The following is a 21,789-nucleotide window of genomic DNA, read 5'->3' as shown; positions in this document are numbered from 1 at the left end:
GCTCCGGGTGGTTACGCTCGAACCATGACCCTCACCGTCCCCGCCCTCGCCGCCCCGACCCCCGGCGCGAAGTTCGAGCGCACCACCGTCGAGCGGCGCGACCTCGGCCCGCACGACGTCCTCATCGACATCGCCTTCGCCGGCATCTGCCACTCCGACATCCACCAGGCCCGCGAGGAGTGGGGCAAGGGCATCTTCCCGATGGTCCCCGGCCACGAGATCGCCGGGACGGTCGCCGCCGTCGGCGACGACGTGACCCGCCACTCCGTCGACGACCGCGTCGGCGTCGGCTGCTTCGTCGACTCCTGCCGCGAGTGCGAGGCCTGCCTCGCCGGCGAGGAGCAGTTCTGCGCCAAGGGCGCGGTCATGACGTACAACGGGCGCCAGTACTCCGGCGAGGAGACCTACGGCGGCTACTCGACGCAGGTCGTCGTCGACGAGCGCTACGTCCTGCGCATCCCCGAGGGCATCACCCTCGACGTCGCCGCGCCGCTGCTGTGCGCGGGCATCACCACCTACTCCCCGCTGCGCCACTGGGGCGCCGGGCCGGGGAAGAAGGTCGCCGTCGTCGGGATGGGCGGGCTCGGCCACATGGCCGTGAAGATCGCCCACGCGATGGGCGCCGAGGTCACGGTGCTCAGCCACAGCCTCTCGAAGAAGGCCGACGGCGAGCGCTTCGGCGCCGACCACTACGTCGCGACCTCCGAGGAGGGTGCGCTGAAGGGCCTGCGCACGTCCTTCGACCTGATCATCAGCACCGTCGGCGCGGACCTCCCGATCGACCAGTACCTCGCGACGCTGCGCCTCGACGGGGCCATGGTGTTCGTCGGTCTGCCGCCCACGCCGCAGTCCTTCCGCGTCGGCTCCCTCGTGGGCGGGCGGCGCAGCCTCGCCGGCTCGAACATCGGCGGCATCCGCGAGACCCAGGAGATGCTCGACTTCTGCGCGGAGCACCACCTGGGCGCGGAGATCGAGCTGGTCCGGGCCGACGACGTCGACCGCGCCTACGAGCGCGTCGTCGCCTCGGACGTCCGCTACCGGTTCGTCATCGACACGGCGACGATCCCGGCGGACTGACCCGCGTTTCACCCGAGCGGGCCGGTATCAGGCGCCCGCGCCGCTCGCTCTCTCCGAGGACAGCGACGCACCCCGCGTCGCTGTCCTCGAGGAGGAGAGCAACCATGCCGTCACCGCGCGCAACAGGTCTGGTGCATGATCCCGTCTCGCTCTGCGCCGTCGCGCCCAGCCCCGAGCTCCGCGAGAGGCTCGACGCCGAGGTGGCCAAGGTCCGGGGCCGGAAGTCCGTGCCGGTCTCGGGCCTCCTCGGGATCGCCCGCTCGCCACGTCCCCTCGGTTTCGACGACGGGACGTACATCCCCCCGAGCGAGTTCCCGCTCGGTACGGCCGCCTCGACGATCCGCTCCGCGCTGCTCGACCGGGCGCCGCTGCGGGGGTCGCTCCGGGTGATCGTGGTGCTCGTCGACTTCAGCGACAAGCACATGGCCGCGACGGCCGACCACTTCCGGGAGCTGTTCTTCTCGACGGGAACGCTCGCGACCGGGAGCGTGCGCGACTACTACGCGGAGGCCTCGCACGGACTCGTGGACCTCGCCGGGGAGGTCGTGGGGCCCTATCGGATGCCGCACACCCTCTCCTGGTACGCCAACGGCAGCTTCGGCATCGCCCGTCCCTCGGGTACCACCCGCGCGCGCGACCTGGCGCGCGACGCGCTCGCTGCCGCCGACGCGCACGTCGGGTTCGGTCCCTACGACAACGACCACAACGGTTACGTCGACGCGTTCGTCGTGGTGCACGCGGGCCAGGGCGGGGAGCAGACGGGCAACAGCGGGGACATCTGGTCCCACAAGTGGGTGCTCCCGTCCGAGGTCTCGACCGACGGCACCAAGGTCTACGCCTATCTGACGATCCCCGAGGACGCGAAGATCGGCGTCAGCGCGCACGAGCTGGGACACCTGGTCTTCGGGTGGCCCGACCTGTACGACACGGACGACACCTCCGAGGGCGTCGGCAACTGGTGCCTCATGGGTGGCGGGTCCTGGAACGGCGGGGGCGACACCCCGGCGCACCCGAGCGCGTGGTGCAAGGTCAACCAGGGCTGGGCGTCCGTCTCGACCGTGACCTCCTCCGGGGCGGTCTCGGTGCCGGACGTGAAGACCGGCCACCGGGTGCACCGGCTGTGGAAGGACGGCACGTCCGGGCCCGAGTACTTCCTCGTCGAGAACCGGCAGCAGTCGGGGTTCGACGCGCAGCTGCCCGGGGGCGGGCTCCTCGTCTGGCACATCGACGAGAACCAGAGCGGCAACACGGACGAGAACCACTACAAGGTGGGGCTCGCCCAGGCCGACGGGGCCCGCGACCTCGAGCTGGCGCACAACCGTGGCGACTCCGGCGACCCGTTCCCCGGGTCGGGGAACCGCACGTCGTTCACGGCCTCGACGACGCCGTCGTCCCGGTCGTACGCCGGCGCGGCGACCTGCGTCTCCATCACCGGGATCTCGGCGCCGGCCACCACGATGACCGCGACGTTCGCGGTCTCCTGCGGCAAGGTCCTGCACAAGGAGCTCGTCAAGGAGACGAAGGAGCTGCGCAAGGACGTCGTCAAGGAGACGAAGGAGCTGCGCAAGGACCTCGCGAAGGAGCTCTCCAAGGACCTGCGCGACACCAAGCAGGTCGCGAAGGAGACCAAGGACCTCAAGGACCGTGCGGAGGTCAAGACCTTCGACCGGCCGCGGCTGCCCCTGCGCGGTCCGGCGGGGACAGACGCCGGCGGGGCGGTCGGCCCCCTGGGCGCCGTCGGTGCCGGCGACGCGGGGCTCGGGCTCGACGCGCTGCTCGAGGCGCTGGCCGCCGTCGAGGAGCGGCTGGCGGTGCTGGAGGCCGGTCCGGGGGCCGGGGGAGGCGGTGGCGAGGTGCCGGTGCCCTTCATCGGCGCGGACCTGCGGCCCACGCTCGTCGGGCAGGGCGACGCGACGGCCGACCAGGCCCTGATCGAGGCGATGGAGCGGGGCGATGCGAGCGCCAAGCGGCAGTTCGACACGCTGCCGCCCCAGGTCTGACGGGGTCCCGGCCGTGCTGACGATCGTCGCCGACGCGTTCGACGGCGGCGCGCTCCTCGTGGCGCGCGCCGCCCGGCGCCGGGGCACGCCGGTGACCCTCTCCACCCCGGCGCAGCTGGTGCGCCGCGGATGGGCTCACCGGGTCGACGCGCACGGGCGCCCGCGGCCCGAGGGTCGTGGGCACGGCCTGCTCTGGGTGCGGGTCGCTGCGGTCTCCCCGGCGCCGTTCGCCGCCGCGGCGGCCGCGGACCGCGACTACGCGACGGCGGAGGCGACCGCCCTCGTCGTCTCCTGGCTGTACGGCCAGGGGAGCTCCGTCGTGAACCGGCCCACCGGCGCCGACCTCACCGGGCCGGGCTGGGACCGGCCCGCCTGGGTGCGCGCGGCGGCACGGGTGGGGCTCCCGGTCGTGCCTGCCCGGCTCGGGGCCCCGTCCCCGCTGCCGGCGGGTTCCGTGCTCGAGCTGGTCGTCGACGGGCGTGCGGCGCCCGGGGCGTGCGGCGCGCGCCAGGACCTGGCCCCCGGGGTCGCCCGGCTCGCCGAGGCGGCGGGGTGCCGCCTGCTGGGCGTCGTGTGGTCGGGCGGTGCCGTCGCCGACGCGACGCCCTGCCCGCCGGTCGACGCGGTCGGTGCCGAGGCGTTCGCGCGGTGGTGCGCCGCCGAGGCAGGGTCCGAGCGGCGGTGGTCGGCGTGATCGTCCTCCTCGGCCGCGCGGACGACGACCCGCTCGTGATGGTCGCGGCCCGCCTCGCCGAGCGCGGCGCAGCGGTCACCACGATCGACCAGGCGATCCTGGGCCGGTGCCGCGTGGACCTCGTGGCCGACGCCGACGGTGTGCACGGCACCGTGCGCCTGCCGGGGGCGTGGTTCGACGTCGCGGAGGTCACCGCGGTCTACGCCCGGCCCCTCGGCCTGCCCCGGCTGCCGAGCGAGCAGCAGCGGCGGGCAGAGCTCTGCGACGCGGCGCTCCTGTCCTGGCTGGACGTCACGGACGCGCTCGTCGTCAACCGCCTGGAGCCCGCGCAGACCAACGCGTCGAAGCCGCTGCAGCAGCAGCTCGTCGCGGAGTGCGGCCTCGAGGTGCCGTCGACGCTGGTCACCGACGACCCGGCCGCGGTCGAGGCGTTCGCCGCCGAGGTGGGGCCGCTCGTCTACAAGTCGGTGAGCGGCGTGCGCTCGATCGTCCGGCGCCTGAACCCGGGCGACGACCTCGCCCGGGTCCGGCACCTGCCCACGCAGTTCCAGGCGGTCGTCCCCGGGACGGACGTGCGGGTGCACGTGGTCGGGCAGGCCGCGATCGCCGTGGAGATCGAGAGCGACGCCGACGACTACCGCTACGCGCGCTCGGGCGGGAGGTCCGCCGAGCTGCGCCGGACCACGCTGCCCGACGACGTCCGGCGCTCGTGCGTCGAGGTGGTCTCCCGGCTCGGTCTGCCGCTCGGGGGCGTGGACCTGCGGCGCCGCCCGGACGGCGGCTGGGTGTGCTTCGAGGTGAACCCCATGCCCGCCTTCAGCTGGTACGAGGCGGAGACGGGCGCGCCGATCAGCGACGCCGTCGCCGACCTCCTCCAGGCGGCCTGAGCGGCGTACGGTCGCTCGCGTGCCCATCATCGAGAACCTCACCCGCGTGACGGGGCGGGCGCGCGCCGCGAGGCCGGACGCGGCACGACCGGGCTACACGCTCCTGACCCTCGCGGTCGACTCGTCGGATCCGGTACCGGACGTGGCGGACCTCGTCGGCCCCGGCGTCGTCGGGACCGATCTCGACGTCTCGGTGCGGGACCCCCTCCTCGCCGCCCTGGTCGAGGGCTCCGCGGTGGAGCTCGTGGTCGCGAGGACGGGAGACCCGGCGGTGCTCGCGCGTCCCCATCCGCTGCCGGGGCAGATGGTGGTGGACGGTCGCGAGGTCACCGGCTGAGCCGCCCGTGCTCGTGGACCACGAGCGCGACGTCGTCCCGGGCGCCGGCGGGCAGCAGCGCGTCGACGAGGGCGCCGGCCAGCCCGGCCGGGCCGTGCCGGGCGAGCAGCCGCGGCACGGTCGCCACCAGCCGGCCGAGCCCGGCGTCCAGGGTCTCCTCGCGCCGCTCGACCAGGCCGTCGGTGTAGAGCACCAGCGTGTCGCCCTGGGCGAGCATGGTGCGGGCGTCGGGACGCGCCCCGAGGTCCACGGTCAGGGGCGTGCCCCGGCCGCCGTCGAGCAGGCGCGCCCCGCCCGTCCCGGACACGACCGCCGGCAGGTGCCCCGCGCTGGAGTAGACGAGCTCGCCGGTCGCGGCGTCGACCACGCCGCACAGCACCGTCGCGAACGCCGCGCCGGGCACCGTGCGCGCGACCCGGTCGAGGCCCTCGAGGACGGCGCCGGGCCGGGCGCCGGCGAGCATCAGGGCGCGGGCCGCGCTGCGCAGCTGACCCATGACGGCCGCGGCCCCGAGCCCGTGCCCCACGCAGTCGCCCACGACCACCCCCGTGCGCCCCTGCCCGAGGTCGACGACGTCGTACCAGTCGCCGCCGACGAGCAGGCGCCCGTCGGCGGGGCGGTACAGGGTGTGCCAGCCGGGCCCGAGCTCGAGCGCCGGGAACAGGGAGGCCTGCAGCGCGTCGCTCCGGTCGCGCAGCTCGCCGACCTCGCGCAGGTGGCCGAGCGTCGCCGACAGGGCCGTGCCCACGGTCGTGGCGACGAGCTGCAGGAACTCCTCGTAGCGCTCGTCGAAGGGCCGGCGCGGGCTCGGAGCCAGCACCACCGCGCCGACCCGGCGTGACGGGTGGGCGGCGAGCAGGGGCGCGACGAACGTGCCGTCGACGACCGCGCTGATCCCCGTGGCGACGATCTCGGCGACCATGACGTCGTCGACCAGGTCCGTGGGGTGCGTCGACGCGACGAGCGTCGGGATCGGACCGGTGGTGACGTACAGGTCGGTGTGGGCGACGTCGTCCGAGGCGTCCAGCACCTCGGTGACGGTCCGCGTGAGCCGGCCCACGTCGTCGGGCAGGGCCTGCAGGCGCGCGGAGAGCTCACCGAGCGTGCGCATGCGGCGGCGTTCGACGACCTGCTGCGTGGTCTCCGTGGCGATGTCGATGGCCCCGCGCACGGTGCCGTCGGCGTCGCGCAGCGCGCTGTAGCCGAACGTGAACCAGGTGTCCTCGACGTACCCCGAGCGCTGCATGACGAGCGGCTCGTCCACGCACCAGACCGGCTCGCCCGTGGTGAGCACCTGGTCGAACAGCGGGCCGATGCCGTCCCAGATCTCCGCCCAGACCTCCGCGACCGGGACGCCCATCGCCAGGTCGCGCTTGTGGGTGCCGAGCATCTCGCGGTAGCCGTCGTTGTAGACCATCGTGAGCTCCGGGCCCCAGACGAGCATCACCGGGAACCGGGTCGCGAAGCACAGCTCCACGGCGGAGCGCAGGCCCGCGGGCCAGCCCGACGGGTCGCCCAGCGGCGTCGCCGCCCAGTCCACGGCGCGCGCGAGGCCACCGGTCTCGGAGCCGCGGGTCGCCGCGGCGAACCACGCGTCGTCCACCCGCGAGAGCCTAGCCTCAGCGCGCGAGGCGCTCGACGACGGCCCCGTACAGCGGCGGCACCGCGCGGGCCAGGGGGACGATCGCGCCGCGGGCCGGGGACGTCGCCGCGCGCACGAGCGCGCTGGTGAGCACCCGGTAGTCGCGGGTCGCGCGCGACCAGGCCCGCTCGTACCCGGCCGGGTCCTCCAGGTGCCCGACGACGGCCCGCGCCTGGGCGAGCCCCACCCGCAGGCCCTCGCCCGTGAGGGCGTCGACGTACCCGGACGCGTCCCCGACGAGGCGCACCGGGCCGAGGGCGCGCCGCCGGGTGTCCTGGCGCAGCGGCCCCGCGCCCCGGACGGGGCCCAGCGGCTCGGCGCCGCGCAGGTGCGCCGCCAGCCCGGGCAGCGCCGCGAGCTCGTCGTCGAACGCGGTGCCGCGCGGGCCCAGGAGGGCGACGCCGACGACGTCGGGCGCGACCGGCGTCACGTACGCCTCGACGCGCGCGCCCCAGTGCACCTCGACGAGGTCGGTCCAGGGGGCGACCCGGAAGTGGCGGCGCAGGCCGAACCGGCGCCCGCGGGCGCGCGGGGGGACCTCGAGGTCGAGCAGGCGCCGGACCGTCGAGTGCAGGCCGTCGCACGCGAGGACGTGGCGGGCATGGATCTGGTGGGCATGGATCTGGTGGGCATATATCTGGTGGGCATGGACCTGGTGGGCGCCGGAGCGCTCGCCGTCGGCGCGCAGCGTGACCCCCGCGCCGTCGGCGCGCAGCGTGAGGGCCTCGACGCGGCCGGCGACGGTCGCGGCGCCGAGCTCCGCCGCCCGCCCGGCCAGCGCGGCGTGCAGGGTGGTGCGCCGCACGCCGCGCCCCGGGCCGCCCGCGAACCGGTGGTCCGCGACGAGCGCGCCGGCGCGGTAGCTGATCCCCGCGAGGTCGTGCCCCGGGGGGTCGACGCCGAGGCGCTGCACCGCGCGCAGCGCCCCCGGCATGAGCCCCTCGCCGCAGGCCTTGTCGACCGGCGCCTCCCGCGGCTCGACGACGACGACGCTCAACCCGGCGAGCCGCGCCTCGATCGCGCACGCGAGGCCCACGGGCCCGCCGCCGACGACGAGCACGTCGGGGCCGTCCGGGGCGCCGTTCACAGCACGGGCCGCCGCGCGCGCTCCAGGGCGCGCTCCTCGACGGGGATCCGGAAGCCGAGCAGCAGCCAGGCGTTCAGGACGGTGAACGCCAGCGCCGTGAGCCACGCCGTGTGCACCAGCGGCAGCGCGAACCCCTCGACGACGACGGCCACGTAGTTAGGGTGCGGGATCCACCGGTAGGGGCCCTTCGCCACGAGCGCGAGGCCGGGCACCACGATGACCCGCGTGTTCCAGCGCGGCCCGAGCGTGGCGATGCACCACCAGCGCAGGCCTTGGCTCGCGAGCACGAGCGCGAGCATCGGCCAGCCGAGCCACGGCAGGAACGGGCGGTCGGCGACCACGACCTCCGCGACGCAGGCCACGAGCAGGGCCGTGTGCAGGGCGACCATGGGGCCGAAGTGCCGGCGGCCGGACTCGACGCCGCCCCGGGCGAACGACCACCGCGCGTTGCGTGTCGAGACCACCAGCTCGGCGAGGCGCTCGACGGCCGTCAGGGCCACGAGCACGAGGTAGGCGACGGGCATCAGCGGGTGCCCGTCGCCGGCGCCGCTGCAGTATCCCGGCGCAGCAGCACCAGCTCGGCGCTCACCCCGGGACCGAACGCCATGAGCACCGCGTACCGGCCGGGCGCGGGCGCGTCGTCGGCGGTGGTCGCGGCGAGCACGTGCAGCACGGACGACGACGACAGGTTGCCCTGGGCGCGCAGGATCTCGCGGGTGCGGGCCACGTCGGACTCGGCGAGGCCCAGGGCGTCGCGGACCGCGTCGACGACCTTGGGGCCGCCGGCGTGCACGACCCACGCGCCGACGTCGGGCACGTCGAGCTCGTGCGCGGCGAGCAGGGACTTGACGTCGGCGGCGAGGTGGGAGCGGATCACGTCCGGCAGGGCGGCGGAGAGCACGATGCCGAAGCCCGTGTCGCGCACGTCCCAGCCGAGCTCGTCCGTGGTGTCCGGGTACAGGCGGCTGCGCGAGTCGAGGACCCGCAGGGCTGGCGGCTCGGCCCCAGGCTGCGCGATGCGCTCGGGCGCCGTGCCCTCGTACGCCTCGCCCGCGAGCACCACGGCCGCCGCCCCGTCCCCGAACAGCCCGCTCGCGACGAGGTTCGCGGTGGAGTCGTCGCCGTGCTGGAAGGTCAGGGAGCACAGCTCGACCGAGACGAGCAGGACGACGTCGTGCGGGTGCCCGACGAGGTGGTCGTGGGCGCGGGCCAGACCGACGGCGCCGGCGACGCACCCGAGCCCGAACGACGGGAAGCGCCGCACGTCCTCGCGCAGGCCGAGCCGCTGCACGAGCAGCGCGTCCAGGGAGGGTGCGGAGACCCCGGTGACGGACGTGAACAGGAGGAGGTCGACCTCCTCGGGCCGCACGCCGGCGGCGGTCAGCGCGTCGCGGCACGCCCGCTCGGCCAGCGCGGTCCCCTCCCGGACGAACAGCGCGTTCGCCGCCCCGAAGGAGGTCACGCCCGCGTACGCCTCGAGCGGCAGGACCAGGTGCCGGGTCTCGACGCCGGCGGAGGCGTGCAGGCGCTCCATCAGCGCGCGGCGGCGCCCCGGAGGGGTGACCAGCGGACCCAGGGCGGCGGTGACGGCGCCCTGCGCGCTGCGGTGCTCGGGCAGTACCGGCCCGACGGCGAGGACGCGCGACATGCCCGAATCGTCGCACCGGGCCGGGCGGCTCGCGCGCGGGGTCGGGCGCCGCTCGCCCGTCCCCGGCCGAGCGGCTAGCGTCCCGAGCATGACGGCGGTCGGGGTGCGCGCGCGGGGTCTGCTCGTGGCGACCCACGCCGGGCCGGCGGCGGTCGTCACCCTCCTGGCCCTGTCGCTCTCCGTCGGCATCGGCTCGGGCGTGGGCACCGCGACCCTCGTGACGCTGGCGGTGCTCGCCGGGCAGGTCTCGGTGGGCTGGTCCAACGACTGGCTGGACGCGGGGCGGGACCGCGCCGTCGGGCGCACCGACAAGCCGTCGGTGGCGGGCGCCGTCACCCCGGACCTGCTGCGGACCTGCGCCGTCGCGGCGCTCGCGGTGTGCGTCGTCCTGTCGTTCGCGACGGGGTGGGTCGCGGGGTCGCTGCACGTGCTCGCCGTCGCCGGGGCGTGGTCCTACAACGCGTGGTTCAAGTCGACCGTGCTGTCGTGGCTGCCGTACGCCGTCTCGTTCGGGCTGCTCGCCGCCTTCGTGGTCGCGGCGCCGCAGGACGGGCGCGTCGTGGCCTGGTGGGCGGTGCTCGGCGCCGCGCTGCTCGGCGTCGGCGCGCACGTGGCGAACGTCCTGCCGGACCTGGAGGACGACCGTGCGACCGGGGTGCGCGGGTTCCCGCACCGGCTCGGACGGCGGGGGGCGAGCGTCGCGGCGCCGGCCCTGCTCGTGGCCGCGAGCCTCGTCGTCGTGCTCGGGCCCGAGCGGGTCCCGGGCACGGTGACGGTCGTGTGCGGCGTGCTCGCGCTGGCGCTCGCGGTGGCCGCCGGCGTCGTGGGCGCGACGCGTCCCCGCAGCCGGGCCCCGTTCGCGCTGAGCATGGGCGTCGCGGCGCTGTGCGTGGTGCAGCTGGTCGCCGCGGCGCCGTACGTGGCGGTCGCGTGAGCCTGACCCACGGCCTGGTCCCGATGCGCGGGCGGGACCCGCACGAGCCGCACCGGGCGTCGACCCCGCTGGAGCTGCTCTTCGACCTCACCCTCGTGGTCGCCTTCGGGGCCGCGAGCGACGAGCTCGCCCACCTGCTCTCCGAGGGCTACGTGGCGAGCGCCCTGCTCGGGTTCGCCGTCGCGGTCTTCGCGACGTGCTGGCCGTGGGTGAACTACTCGTGGTTCGCCTCCGCGTACGACACGGACGACTGGGGCTTCCGGCTCCTGACGATGGTCCAGATGCTCGGGGTGCTGCTGGTCGCGCTCGGCCTGCCGGAGTTCTTCGAGTCGGTGGCGCTGCGCGAGAGCCCGGACAACGCCGTGGTGATCGCGGGGTACGTGGTGATGCGCGTGGCGATGGCCGCCCTGTGGCTCCGGGCCGGCCGGAGCGACGCGGCGCGGCGCTCCGTGTGCCGCACCTACGCCCTGCTCATCGTGCTCGTCCAGGTCGGATGGGTCGCCTCCGGGCTCGTCCACCTGTCCTTCGGGGTCGAGATCACCATGGCCGGTGCCCTCGTGGTGCTCGAGATGGCGGTCCCGGTCGTGGCGGAGCGGCGGGGGACGACGTCGACCCCGTGGAACCCGCACCACATCGCCGAGCGGTACGGCCTGCTCGCGATCATCGCGCTCGGCGAGGGGGTGCTCGGCACGACGGCGTCGATCTCCGCCGTCGTCCAGGAGCAGGGCTGGTCGGCCGACGCGCTGCTGGTCGGGTTCGCTGGCGTCGCCCTCATCTTCGGCATGTGGTGGGTGTACTTCCTCGTGCCGTCCGCCCAGGTGCTGCACGCGCGGCGCGACCGCTCGTTCGTGTGGGGGTACGGCCACATGCTCGTGTACGGGGCGATCGCGGCGGTCGGGGCCGGCCTGCACGTGGCGGCGTACTTCGTCGAGGGGCGCACGGAGCTCGGCGAGACCGGGACCGTGCTGGCGGTCGCGGTGCCCTGCCTGGTGTTCGTGGTGCTCGTCTTCGCGCTCTACGGCTACCTGCTGGCCTCCCTCGAGCGGCTGCACCTGGTGCTCCTCGCGGTCACCGCCGCGGTGCTGCTGGTCGCGCTCGGGCTCGCCGCGGCCGGGGCGTCGCTCGTCGTGGCCCTGCTCGCGGTGGCCGCCGCGCCCTGGGTCACGGTCGTCGGGTACGAGGCGACGGGGCACCGGCACCCCGGGGGCGACCTACCGTAGGACCGAACGAACGACGCATCATCGAGAGGACCCAGCATGACGAGCCCCACCCCCAGCACCGGCCCCGTGGCCGTGGTAACCGGAGCGAGCAGCGGCATCGGCGCGGCGACGGCGCGGGCGCTCGCGGGCGCCGGCTACCACGTCGTGCTCGGCGCCCGCCGCGTCGAGCGGCTCGAGCAGGTCGCCGCGGAGTGCGGGGGCACCGCCGTGGCGCTCGACGTGACCGACGACGCGTCCGTCGCCGCGTTCGTCGCGCAGGTGCCGCGCTGCGACGTCCTCGTGAACAACGCCGGCGGCGCCAAGGGCACCGACGCGGTCGCGGACGCGGACCTCGAGGACTGGCGCTGGATGTACGAGACGAACGTCCTCGGCACGGTGCGCGTCACCAAGGCGCTGCTCCCGGCGCTCCTCGCCTCGGGCGACGGCCAGGTCATCACGATCGGCTCGACCGCCGCCCGCGAGGCCTACCAGGGGGGTGCCGGGTACAACGCCGCGAAGTTCGGCGTCGCCGCGCTCTCGCGCGTGCTGCGGCTCGAGCTGCTCGGGCAGCCGGTGCGGGTCAGCGAGATCGACCCGGGCATGGTGCAGACCGACTTCAGCCTGGTGCGCTTCAAGGGCGACCAGGAGAAGGCGGACGCGGTCTACCGCGGCGTGGACGCGCTGACGGCCGACGACGTCGCGGAGACGGTCCGCTGGGTCGCGACCCGGCCCTCGCACGTGAACATCGACCAGGTGCTGATGATGCCGCGCGACCAGGTCTCCGCGAAGGTCGTCCACCGCACCGAGGCCTGAGCCCGGCGCAGCCCGGCGCTCAGCGCCGCGCGCCGGGCCGTCGCGCCTCGCGGGCGGCGAACCCGAGCGCGACGGCCGTGACGACGGCCGCCGCGAACGGGCCGACGGTCTTCACGGTGTCGTCGATCGTCAGCCCGATGAGCCCGTCGAAGGCCTGCACGATCGTCATGGCGCCTCCGACGACGAGCAGCACCCGCGTCGAGCGGGCCGTGAGCACGGCGATCGCGGCGGCCGCGAGGGCGACGCTCCGGCTCGCGGCGTACAGGGCGTACTCGTCGCTCGCCCCGTCGGCGATCACGCCCGCCACGGAGTACCCGAGGCTGACGAACGCGCTGACCAGCGTGACCGCCGCGGCGACCCAGAAGGCCGGCCCGAGGGTGGGGGCGGCCGCGCCGCGGGCCGTGGAGGAGGTCATGCGGCCGAGCCTAGGGCTCGTCGCGGCTCAGGGCGCCGCGAGCAGGTCGTCCAGGTGCGCGTACCCCTCGCTGAGACCGCCCTCCATGCCGCTCGCGATCATCCCGTCGCGGTCCTCGACGGACTCGAACACGGCGTGCGAGCGGGTGCGCGTGCCGCCGCCCTCGAGCGGCTCGAACGTCAGCCGCTCCAGGCTGGCGTGCCCGGGGTAGCCCCCGAACTCGAAGGTCTGGGTGATCGACTCGTCGGGCACGACGGAGTGGAACGTCCCGTGGAAGGCGTACGCCTCGCCGTCGGGCCCGCGGTGGGAGTAGGCCCACGAGCCGCCGGTGCGGGCGTCGTAGTGGTCGATCTCCATGGTCAGGCGGTCCGGCCGGAGCCACTGCGCCACCAGCGAGGGGTCCGTCCAGGCGCGGAAGACGGCGGCGGGCGGTGCGTCGAAGTCGCGGACGACGTCGATGTAGGGCAGGCCTTCGGGGGCGGTCACGGTGGTGGGGTGCGTGCTCATGGCTTCTCCTCGGTGGACAGCAGCCGGTCGAGGCTGCGGAAGCGTCGCTCGGCGGCGAGGCGGTACCGGTCGATCCAGCCGGTCAGCGCCTCGAGTGCGGCCGCGTCGAGATGGCACGGTCGCTTCTGGGCGTCGCGCGTGCGCGTGACGAGCCCGGCCTCCTGCAGCACCCGGACGTGCCGGGAGACGGCCTGCGTGGTGATGGGGAAGGGGGCGGCGAGCTCGGTGACGGTCGCGGGACCCCGGGACAGGCGGGCGACCATCGCGCGCCGGACCGGGTCGGCGAGAGCCAGGAAGGCCCGGTCGAGCCGCGCCTCGTCGGTGCTCGTGGCCATGGGCACGGGTCCCCTCCTCTCTTCATCAACCCATCGGTTGATCAACGGATATGTTGATCACGGTACGCCGCCGGCGCCACCCCCGCACGACGGCGCCCGCCCGTGATCATCGACACGCCCGCACGGTGCGGGCGGCCCGTCGGGGTCCGCCTAGGCTCGGTCCGATGAGCACGGAGAACGGATGAGCACCGAGATCGAGAAGGCACGGAAGAAGGCCGAGAAGGCCTGGCGCCGCGCGCAGAACGACGCCGGCGGGATCGACGGGTTCTTCAGCCGGCGGCGCATCGACGCCGTCGAGGGCGCGGGCGCGCCGGAGCCGCGCCGCGAACGCCGCGAGGCGCGCCCGGCCGAGCGCGACGAGGGTTCCTGGGGCCTCGGGCACAGCGCCTGGTAGGCGTTCCGCGACCGCTCGTGACGTCGGTCACAGTACTTGGACGAGTGTCCGGAACCCGCCATAGTGGGAGCAGCCCCTGACCACCTCTGCGCTGCAGCTCCTGCCGCGGCACCGGCGAAGGACCCCGATGAACCGACGCACGATCCTCCCCGCACGCGCGCGCACGTGGATCGCGGGGTCGACGGCCGCGGTGCTGCTCGGGGCCTCGGCGTTCGCGGGCGCCGTGGTCACGGCGGGCCCCGCCGCCGCGGACCCGCCGAGCGGCGGCACGGCCGTGACGGACGAGACCTTCGAGGGCTCGACGGTCACCGACCCGGCGTGGACCGTGCAGGGGGACGCCTGCCTCACCGGCACGCCCGAGGGCCAGGCCGCCCCCGCGGACCAGGCGCAGATCCCGGACTGCTCCGCCCACCAGGTCGTCGAGCAGCAGAACGGCCCGCACCCCGGTCCGCCGACGGTGGGCGGGACGCCCGGCTACCTGCAGATGACCGACGCCGCCGGGTTCGCCCGGGGCAGCATCCTGTACAACACGCCGCTGCCCTCGTCGGCGGGCATCTCGTTCACGTTCGACAAGTACCAGTACGGGGGCACGGGCGCCGACGGGATCGGCTTCTTCCTCGTCGACGGCGCCACCGACCTCACCGCGCCCGGCGCCGACGGCGGCAGCCTCGGCTACGCGCAGCGCAACGGCACCCCCGGCATCGGCGGCGGCTACCTCGGCGTCGGCATGGACTCCTACGGCAACTTCTACGACGACGGCGAGGCCCGCGGCAACCAGTGCCCGGCCGGCCAGCGCTCGACGAGCTTCACGGAGGGCCCGGCGGCGCCCAACGTCGTCACGCTCCGCGGCCCCGGCAACGGCACGACCGGCTACTGCTTCCTCACCTCCACCGTCGAGCAGCCGGTCGTGGACCCGGAGCGACCGGTCAGCACCCTGCACGGCAGCCTGCGCGGTGACACCCTCGAGGCGTCCGAGCGCACCATCAACGTCCAGGTCACCCCGAAGACCGGTGACGAGGCGCCCCAGGTGATCGTCCAGGTGCAGTACGCGCCGGGCGGCCCCTGGGTCGAGGAGCTGCGCACCGTGGCGCCGAAGGGCACGCCCTCGACGTACAAGTTCGGCCTCTCCGCCTCGACCGGCGGCTCGACGGACATCCACCTGGTCCGTGGCGTGAAGGTGCGCACCATCGACCCGCTCAACGAGCTCAACCTCGAGAAGGCGGTCGACCGGTCGGGCGAGCCGCTGCCCGCCGTGATCACCCCGGGCACGAAGATCCCGTACGTCTACACCGTGACGAACGCCGGGCAGGAGCCCGTCTCGGCGCTCTCGATCACCGACGACAAGATCGACACCGGCGACATCACGTGCCCCACGGACCCGCTGCCCCCGGCGCCCGCCCAGGGGTCGACCGTCACGTGCCACGGCACGTACACGGTCACCGCGGCCGACGCGGGCTCGGACGCGGTCACGAACGTGGCCACGGCCCACGGGACCGCCCCGGTCGCGGGCGACGTGGACTCGAACGACGCCACCGTGACGGTCCCGCTCACCTCCGCGCTCACCCTCGACAAGTCGGTGACGACCCCCGGCCCGTACGCCGTCGGCCAGGACGTGCAGTACTCCTACGAGGTCACGAACACCGGCGGCTCCGCGCTGCGCGGGGTCGCCGTCACGGACGACAAGCTGCCCGGTGCCGACCAGGTGGTCTGCGACGCGGGGGTCCTCGCCGCGGGCGCGTCCACGACCTGCACCGGCACCTACACCGTGGCCGCGGACGACGTCGACGACGCCGGCGAGGTCACCAACACGGCCTACGCGACCGCGGAGACCGCCCTCGGGCAGCAGGTCACCTCGCCGGAGGACCGGGCGACGATCGGCGTCGCCACCGACGTCGCCGTCACCAAGACGGTCGACGACGACACCCCCGTCGTCGGCGACGACGTCACCTACACGGTCACCGCGACGAACGACGGGCCCAGCCTCGCGCAGGACGTGGTCGTCACCGACGACCTGCCCGCCGGCCTTACCTTCGTCTCGGCCGCCTCGCCCGACGCCGACCCCGTCGACTACGACGAGGACACGGGCGCCTGGTCCGTCGGCGACCTCGAGCCGGGCGACGCCGCGACGCTGCACCTGACCGCGACCGTCGGCGCGGGGTCCGAGATCACCAACACCGCGACCCGCACGGGGATGGTCCAGCAGGACACCGACCCGAGCAACGACTCCGCGTCCGCCACCATCGACCCGGTGACGCCGACGCTCGACATCGCGGTGCACAAGTCCGTGCTCGACGCCGACGGCGCCCCGCAGCCCCGCGCGGACGTCCCCGCGGGCTCGCCGGCCACGTTCCGCGTGACCGCGACCAACGACGGGCCGTTCGACGGCACCGGCGTGACGCTCACCGACGCGCTGCCGCAGGGCCTGACCTACGACGCCGACGCCTCCGGGGGCGACGGCACGTACGACGCGAAGACCGGGACCTGGACGATCGGCGACCTCGCCGAGGGCGACACGGCGACCTACGACTTCGTGGTCGGGACGACGCGGCTCGGCGACTTCACGAACGTCGCCACGCTGAGCGCCTCGACGCCGTCCGACACGGACCCCGACAACGACACGGCGTCCGCGACCCTCACGGTCCGCGGGCCCGAGTCCGATCTCGGGGTCACCAAGTCCGTCGACCCGGCCGAGGGCGTCGTCGTCGGCGACACCGTGACCTACACGGTCGAGGCGACGAACCACGGCGACGAGACGGTCGGCAAGGTCGTCGTGCGGGACGAGGGCCCGAAGGGCGTCGACGTCGTCCCGGGCTCGGCCGACGTGACCCAGGGCAGCGTCGACGACGCCGTCCGGCGCTGGCAGGTCGGCACCCTCGAGCCGGGGCAGACGGCTCGGCTCACCGTGCAGGGCACCGTCACCGGTCCGGGCACGCACACCAACACGGTGACGATCGACTCCCGCGCCGCGGGCTTCGTGGACACCGACCCGGACAACGACTCCGACTCCGCGGAGCTCGCGACCACGAAGGCGCCGCTCGACATCGCCGTGACCAAGAAGGCCGCCGCGGTGACGCCCGGCGTGCCCGTCTCCGCGGTGCCGCTGGGCGACCAGGTCGCCTACACGATCACGGCCACGAACCTCCCGGCCGAGGGCGACGCCGGCCGGACCGCGACCGGCCTGGTGCTGAGCGACGTCTTCCCGGACGGGATGACCATCACCTCCAGCGACACCCAGGACGGCACGTTCGACCCGTCGTCGGGCGACTGGACCGTCGGCACGCTCGGGGCGAACGACACCGCGACGCTCACGGTCACGGCGACCGCGGACGCCGTCGGGCCGCAGAAGAACGTCGTGTCCCTGAACCACGTGGACCAGCGGGACACGGACCGCTCGAACAACCGGGACACGGCGCGGGTGAACGTCGTCGCGCTCTCGGACCTCGTGCTCACCAAGGACGTCTCGACGCCGACGGCGCAGCCCGGGGACGGCGTCGACTGGACCGTCACGGTCCGCAACGACGGGCCGGACGACAACAGCGACGTCACCGTCGCCGACCCGGGCCTCGCGGCCGGGGGCGCCGCCGAGGTGACCGACGTCGACGCGCCGGACGGTACGACGTTCGACAGGGCCACGGGCACCTGGACCGTCGGGGACCTGCCCGACGGCGCCTCGCGCACCCTCACGGTCGGCGTCGTCGTCCCCGCGGGGGCGTCCGGCACCGTCCGTAACACGGCGCAGATCGCGAGCCACGCGGTGCGGGACCCCGACCGCTCGAACGACAAGGACTCCGCGGTCTACCGCGTCCCGGTCGCGGACGTCGCGGTGACCGAGGCCGTGGACCGGCCCGTCGTCGCGGTCGGCGACACGGTGACGTTCACGGTCGACGTCGACAACCTCGGCCCCGACCCGGCCGAGGCGGTGGACGTCGACGGCGTCCTGCCCGACGGCCTGACCTACGTCTCCTCCGAGGCGACGGTCGGCTCGCTCGACACCGGCACGTCCGTGTGGACGGTGGGCGACCTGGACGTGGCGCGCGCGGCGAAGGACGAGCCCCAGGCGCAGCTGACGGTCGTCGCGACCGTGGACGAGGCGGCGACCATGACGAGCACCGTGAAGGCGCCCCGCGACGGGAGCCACCCGTACGACCCGGTGCTCGTGAACAACGCCGACTCGGCGACCGTCACGGCGGCGGCCGCGACCGCGGACCTCGCGGTGACGAAGTCGGTCGACCAGCCGCAGGTCGGCGTCGGCGGCACGGTGACCTACACGCTCGGGGTGACGAACCTCGGGCCGGGGACCGCGACCGACGCGACCCTCGAGGACCCGTTCCCGGCCGGCGTCGTCCCGACGGCCGCGCACGTCACGGGTGAGGACGGCGCGGGCGACGGCCGCTCGTGCACCGTCGAAGGGCAGGACGTCGCGTGCGACCTGGGCGACCTCGCCGTCGGCGACGACGTCACCGTGACGGTGACCGCGACGGGCGCGAAGGCCGGCGAGCACACGAACACGGCGACGGTCGCCACGACGGCCCTCGACCCGGTGGCCGCGAACGACACCGCGTCCGCCGACCTGACGGTCGTGGGCGACGGCGGCCCGACGCCGGGCGGCGGCGGGTCGGACGGCGGCTCGGGGGGCGCGGGCGGCAGCCCCGACCACCTCGGCGTCACCGGTGCGGACGTGCTCCCGTGGCTCGCCGGGGCCCTCGTGCTGCTCGTCGTGGGCGGCGGCCTGGTCGTGGTCTCGCGGCGGCGGCGGGGCTGAGCGTGGCTCGTGAGCTGACGGGCGGCGCGTAGGCCATACTTGGTCGGCCGAGCGCGCCTGCGCGCCGGCCGGGACGCTGCCGTCGGCGCGGACCGTGGCACGCACGATCGGCACAGCCATGGCGACCATCACCCCGCAGTCCCTGCCCCACCGCGACGAGGAGCCGGCGGTGCGGCCGCCGGAGATCCGGCGCCGCTTCTGGGGCCTGGTCCCGGACAACCAGCGCCGTAGCCTCGCCGAGCTCACGGACCGGCTCGACCTGGACTCGGGCGACACCCGCGCGAAGCGGTCGGCCTTCTGGGCCATGCTCGTCCTGTCGGGCGTCATCGCCGTCGCGGGCGTCATCACGGACTCCACGGCCACGGTCATCGGGGCCATGATCATCGCGCCGCTCTCGACGCCCATCCTCGGGATCGGGCTCGGCATCGTCACCGGACGGGGCCGGCAGATCGGCCGGTCGCTGGTCTACGTCGTCAGCGGCGTGGCGCTCGTCGTCCTCATCGGCGTGCTCGCGGCGCTCGTGCTGCCGGACGGGTCCGACGTCCTGTCCAACCCGCAGGTCACGGGGCGCACGTCGCCCGGGCTGCTCGACCTCGTCGCGGCCTTCGCGACGGGCTTCGCGGGGTCGATCGCGCTCTCCCGCCGCGACCTCGGGGACGTGCTGCCCGGTATCGCGATCGCCATCTCCCTCGTCCCGCCGCTGGGGGTGGTGGGCGTCTGCCTCGGGGAGGGCGCGCCTGCCCTCGCCGTCGGCGCCCTGCTGCTGTTCACTTCGAACGTCGTCGCCCTGGTCATCGCCTCGACGGTGGTCTTCACCGTCGCCGGCTACCCGCGCGAGGCGGTCGTGGTCCGCGCGGCGACGGCGGAGGGCACCCGGCGCCGCCGCCGGACGTACGTGATCATCGCCCTGGTCGCCGTGGTGGTCGCGGTGCCGATGGTCGCCAACACGGTCAGCGTCGTCCTGCAGTCGCTGTGGACGGTGCAGGTCCAGGGCGCGGCGGAGCGCTGGCTCGCCGACACCCCGGGCGCGAGCGTCGAGGACGTGACGTGGCAGGCCGACCAGGTGCTCGTCTCCGTGCGCAGCCCCGCGGACCTGCCGGACGTCGACGCTCTCCAGGACCGGGTCGACGAGCTCGTGCCGCTCGACCCGGACGTGGTGGTGCTGCACACCGTCGGCGAGCGGGTCACCGAGGCGCCGTCGGGCGACTGAGGCCCCTCAGAGCCCGACGGTCTCGTTCTCGCCGCCCTCGAAGCGCTTCCCGGTGACCTTCGCGCGGACGAGGCTCACGGCGGTGACCAGGCGACCGCCCGGGGCGTCCCAGTACTCCGCGGTCTCGGCGTGCAGGCGCAGGAGCACCACGCCGGGCGTCTCGGGGCCGTCGGGGAACCATGCCTCCGCGGACGGGCCCCAGTGCTCGCGGATCGCGTCGAGGTCGCGGACGACGGCGAGCCGCCCCGAGACCGACAGCCACGACGAGGACGTCGAGAACGCGGCGTTCGCCCGGGCGTCGTGCGCGACCTCACCGGCCGTGTGGGCGTGGGCGTCGGCGAAGAACCAGAGGTCGGCGTCCTCCTCCGTGGCCTGCACGCCCATGGGGCGGCTGACCAGGGCGCCGTCGGCGTCGAGCGTGGTGAGCATGGCGATCCGGGCGTCCCCGACGATCGAGCGGACCGTCTCGCGCTGGGCGTCCGTGGCCTCGGCGCTCACGCCGCGAGCTCCTCGTCCACGGCGGCGAGGAAGTCGTCGAGATCGCGGGGCGTGCGCGACGTGATCAGCGTCCAGCCGCTCGCCGGGCAGGTCTTCACGGGCTCGTCGACCCACTCCGCGGCCCCCGCGTTGCGCAGGTCCGGGGCGAGGGAGGCGTAGGACGTGAGCGTCTTGCCCTCGACGACCCCGGCGTCCACGAGCAGCCACGGGCCGTGGCAGATCGCCGCGACGCTCCGGCCGGAGGTCGCGAACTCCTTCGCGATGCGCCGCGCGTCGTCGTCCTGGCGCAGCGTGTCGGCGTTGATCGTGCCGCCCGGCACGAGCAGCAGGTCGTATCCGGACGGGTCGACGTCGGCCAGGGTCGTGTCCGGCGTGACCGTCCGCCCGGGGTCCTTGTCGCCCACGAGCGTCTCGACCGCGTCGGACGTGGCGGCGGCGACGTCGACCACCGCGCCGCGCGCCCGCAGGTGCTCGACGGGGACGACGAGCTCGTCCTGCTCGACGCCGTAGTTCGTGACGACGGCGAGCACGCGCCGTCCTTCGAGGGTCTGCTCGGCCGGTGCCGGCGGTGTCTGTGTCATGCGTCGAGCGCACCACGCGCCCGGAGAGCTCGCACGCCGGCCTGCTCCGCGCTGCGCGGTGCGGCTCTGCGCGGTGCTGCTCAGCGCGGTGCTGCTCAGCGCGGCCCGGTGGCCAGGGGAACCAGCACCTCGCCGAGGACGCGGTCGAGGAACTCCCGGTCGGCGGGCAGGCCCGCGATCACGCGGTGGTAGGACACCATGGCGGGGACGACCGCCGCGAGGAGGTCCAGGTCGCGACCCGGCGGGACCTCGCCGCGGCGCTCCGCGCGCTCGAGCAGCCCGCGCATCAGGCGGACCTTCGACGCGACGGCGCGCTCGTGGACGGACTGCGCGAGGAGGGGCTCGCGGCGGACCTCCGAGAGCAGGGCGGAGACCAGCGCGTCGTCGGTGTCGTGGTGCATGAGGCGGCGGGCGGCGTCGAGATCCCCGCGCAGGCTGCCGGTGTCGGGGACGTCCTCGACGCCCAGCGTGGGCTTCGCGCACGCGACGGCGTCGACGACGAGGTCGGTCTTCGAGCCCCACCGGCGGTACAGCGTGGCCTTGCCGGTCCCGGCCCGCGCGGCGACCGCGTCCATGGTCGTGCCGTCGAAGCCTCGCTCGGTCACCAGGGCCCGGGCGGCGTCGAGGATGGTCGCGTCGAGGGCGGCGTCCCGCGGGCGCCCGCGGCGGCAGACCGCGGGGCCGGCTGCTGCGGCCTCCGCGAGGATGCTCCCGCTCGTAGGGTTCGTGCCCGCCGTCGTCGCCGAGTCCACCTGAGGTTCCGTCCCTG

At 75.0% G+C, this 21,789-nt stretch carries 21 protein-coding genes; 11 read left to right on the top strand and 10 right to left on the bottom strand.

Annotation, left to right across the window (positions count from 1 at the left end; genetic code table 11):
* Positions 1-24: 24 nt before the first annotated feature.
* The 5 genes from EDF32_RS08550 (at position 25) to EDF32_RS08530 (ending at position 4,995) form a co-directional block, all read left to right on the top strand.
* Positions 25-1,077 carry an NAD(P)-dependent alcohol dehydrogenase gene (locus EDF32_RS08550; protein ID WP_123308125.1) on the top strand — a complete coding sequence of 351 codons (1,053 nt, stop codon included), beginning with the start codon at positions 25-27 and terminating at the stop codon, positions 1,075-1,077.
* A 104-nt stretch (positions 1,078-1,181) separates the two neighbouring features.
* Positions 1,182-3,077 carry a M6 family metalloprotease domain-containing protein gene (locus EDF32_RS08545; protein ID WP_123308124.1) on the top strand — a complete coding sequence of 632 codons (1,896 nt, stop codon included), beginning with the start codon at positions 1,182-1,184 and terminating at the stop codon, positions 3,075-3,077.
* 13 nt (positions 3,078-3,090) lie between these two features.
* Positions 3,091-3,771 (top strand): hypothetical protein, encoded by a 681-nt coding sequence (locus EDF32_RS08540; protein ID WP_123308123.1) that lies wholly within the window; start codon positions 3,091-3,093, stop codon positions 3,769-3,771.
* Positions 3,768-4,658 carry a RimK family alpha-L-glutamate ligase gene (locus tag EDF32_RS08535; protein WP_199734870.1) on the top strand — a complete coding sequence of 297 codons (891 nt, stop codon included), beginning with the start codon at positions 3,768-3,770 and terminating at the stop codon, positions 4,656-4,658. The genes EDF32_RS08540 and EDF32_RS08535 overlap by 4 nt, the downstream gene beginning before the upstream one ends.
* Positions 4,659-4,677: 19 nt before the next feature.
* A complete protein-coding gene (locus EDF32_RS08530; RefSeq protein WP_123308122.1) occupies positions 4,678-4,995 on the top strand; it encodes a hypothetical protein in 318 nt (105 codons plus the stop codon).
* On the opposite strand, the gene EDF32_RS08525 is transcribed toward EDF32_RS08530, so the two are convergent.
* From EDF32_RS08525 to EDF32_RS08510, 4 genes are read right to left on the bottom strand one after another with little or no spacing between them, the layout of a single operon-like run.
* Positions 4,985-6,598 carry a SpoIIE family protein phosphatase gene (locus EDF32_RS08525; RefSeq protein WP_123308121.1) on the bottom strand — a complete coding sequence of 538 codons (1,614 nt, stop codon included), beginning with the start codon at positions 6,596-6,598 and terminating at the stop codon, positions 4,985-4,987. The genes EDF32_RS08530 and EDF32_RS08525 overlap by 11 nt on opposite strands.
* Before the next feature lie 16 nt (positions 6,599-6,614).
* A complete protein-coding gene (locus EDF32_RS08520) occupies positions 6,615-7,724 on the bottom strand; it encodes an NAD(P)/FAD-dependent oxidoreductase (protein WP_199734869.1) in 1,110 nt (369 codons plus the stop codon).
* The gene (locus EDF32_RS08515) at positions 7,721-8,248 is read right to left on the bottom strand and encodes an isoprenylcysteine carboxyl methyltransferase family protein (protein WP_123308120.1); all 528 of its coding nucleotides are present in this window, start codon (positions 8,246-8,248) and stop codon (positions 7,721-7,723) included. The genes EDF32_RS08520 and EDF32_RS08515 overlap by 4 nt, the downstream gene beginning before the upstream one ends.
* Positions 8,248-9,372, bottom strand: a complete 1,125-nt coding sequence (locus EDF32_RS08510) for a type III polyketide synthase (RefSeq protein WP_123308389.1) — start codon at positions 9,370-9,372, stop codon at positions 8,248-8,250. Before EDF32_RS08510 ends, EDF32_RS08515 begins: the two co-directional genes overlap by 1 nt.
* 88 nt (positions 9,373-9,460) lie before the next feature.
* Between EDF32_RS08510 and EDF32_RS08505 the strand changes: the two genes are divergently transcribed.
* From EDF32_RS08505 to EDF32_RS08495, 3 genes are read left to right on the top strand one after another with little or no spacing between them, the layout of a single operon-like run.
* A complete protein-coding gene (locus EDF32_RS08505) occupies positions 9,461-10,306 on the top strand; it encodes a UbiA family prenyltransferase (RefSeq protein ID WP_123308119.1) in 846 nt (281 codons plus the stop codon).
* Positions 10,303-11,526: a low temperature requirement protein A gene (locus EDF32_RS08500; protein ID WP_233565817.1), complete on the top strand. Its 1,224-nt coding sequence runs from the start codon at positions 10,303-10,305 to the stop codon at positions 11,524-11,526. The genes EDF32_RS08505 and EDF32_RS08500 overlap by 4 nt, the downstream gene beginning before the upstream one ends.
* Before the next feature lie 36 nt (positions 11,527-11,562).
* Positions 11,563-12,318, top strand: coding sequence for an SDR family NAD(P)-dependent oxidoreductase (locus tag EDF32_RS08495; RefSeq protein ID WP_123308118.1), 756 nt, complete (start codon positions 11,563-11,565; stop codon positions 12,316-12,318).
* A 19-nt stretch (positions 12,319-12,337) separates the two neighbouring features.
* On the opposite strand, the gene EDF32_RS08490 is transcribed toward EDF32_RS08495, so the two are convergent.
* Genes EDF32_RS08490 through EDF32_RS08480 form a run of 3 tightly spaced genes read right to left on the bottom strand, consistent with a single transcriptional unit; the run spans position 12,338 to position 13,575 of the window.
* Positions 12,338-12,733, bottom strand: coding sequence for a hypothetical protein (locus tag EDF32_RS08490; protein ID WP_123308117.1), 396 nt, complete (start codon positions 12,731-12,733; stop codon positions 12,338-12,340).
* Positions 12,734-12,760: 27 nt separating this feature from the next.
* Positions 12,761-13,240, bottom strand: a complete 480-nt coding sequence (locus EDF32_RS08485) for an SRPBCC family protein (RefSeq protein WP_123308116.1) — start codon at positions 13,238-13,240, stop codon at positions 12,761-12,763.
* Complete coding sequence (locus EDF32_RS08480) at positions 13,237-13,575, bottom strand: helix-turn-helix transcriptional regulator (RefSeq protein ID WP_123308115.1); 339 nt, start codon at positions 13,573-13,575, stop codon at positions 13,237-13,239. Before EDF32_RS08480 ends, EDF32_RS08485 begins: the two co-directional genes overlap by 4 nt.
* A 181-nt stretch (positions 13,576-13,756) precedes the next feature.
* Between EDF32_RS08480 and EDF32_RS08475 the strand changes: the two genes are divergently transcribed.
* The 3 genes from EDF32_RS08475 (at position 13,757) to EDF32_RS08465 (ending at position 19,941) form a co-directional block, all read left to right on the top strand.
* Positions 13,757-13,969, top strand: coding sequence for a hypothetical protein (locus EDF32_RS08475; protein WP_123308114.1), 213 nt, complete (start codon positions 13,757-13,759; stop codon positions 13,967-13,969).
* A 127-nt stretch (positions 13,970-14,096) separates the two neighbouring features.
* Positions 14,097-18,731 (top strand): DUF11 domain-containing protein, encoded by a 4,635-nt coding sequence (locus EDF32_RS08470; RefSeq protein ID WP_123308113.1) that lies wholly within the window; start codon positions 14,097-14,099, stop codon positions 18,729-18,731.
* Positions 18,732-18,825: 94 nt separating this feature from the next.
* Entirely contained in the window at positions 18,826-19,941 is a 1,116-nt protein-coding gene (locus EDF32_RS08465) for a TIGR00341 family protein (RefSeq protein WP_233565816.1), read from the top strand.
* Between the two features lie 6 nt (positions 19,942-19,947).
* Here the strand turns inward: EDF32_RS08465 and EDF32_RS08460 are convergent, their stop codons facing one another.
* From EDF32_RS08460 to EDF32_RS08450, 3 genes are all read right to left on the bottom strand, one after another.
* Positions 19,948-20,439: a pyridoxamine 5'-phosphate oxidase family protein gene (locus EDF32_RS08460; protein WP_233565815.1), complete on the bottom strand. Its 492-nt coding sequence runs from the start codon at positions 20,437-20,439 to the stop codon at positions 19,948-19,950.
* The gene (locus EDF32_RS08455; RefSeq protein ID WP_123308111.1) at positions 20,436-21,020 is read right to left on the bottom strand and encodes a type 1 glutamine amidotransferase domain-containing protein; all 585 of its coding nucleotides are present in this window, start codon (positions 21,018-21,020) and stop codon (positions 20,436-20,438) included. Before EDF32_RS08455 ends, EDF32_RS08460 begins: the two co-directional genes overlap by 4 nt.
* Before the next feature lie 95 nt (positions 21,021-21,115).
* Positions 21,116-21,772, bottom strand: coding sequence for a TetR/AcrR family transcriptional regulator (locus EDF32_RS08450; protein WP_158614073.1), 657 nt, complete (start codon positions 21,770-21,772; stop codon positions 21,116-21,118).
* Positions 21,773-21,789: the final 17 nt, after the last annotated feature.

Origin of the sequence: Cellulomonas sp. PhB143 (assembly GCF_003752595.1) — a bacterium.
GTDB lineage: Bacteria > Actinomycetota > Actinomycetes > Actinomycetales > Cellulomonadaceae > Paraoerskovia.
The sequence above is the reverse complement of the archived record's forward strand: the minus strand, read 5'-3'. Positions and strand labels throughout refer to the sequence as shown.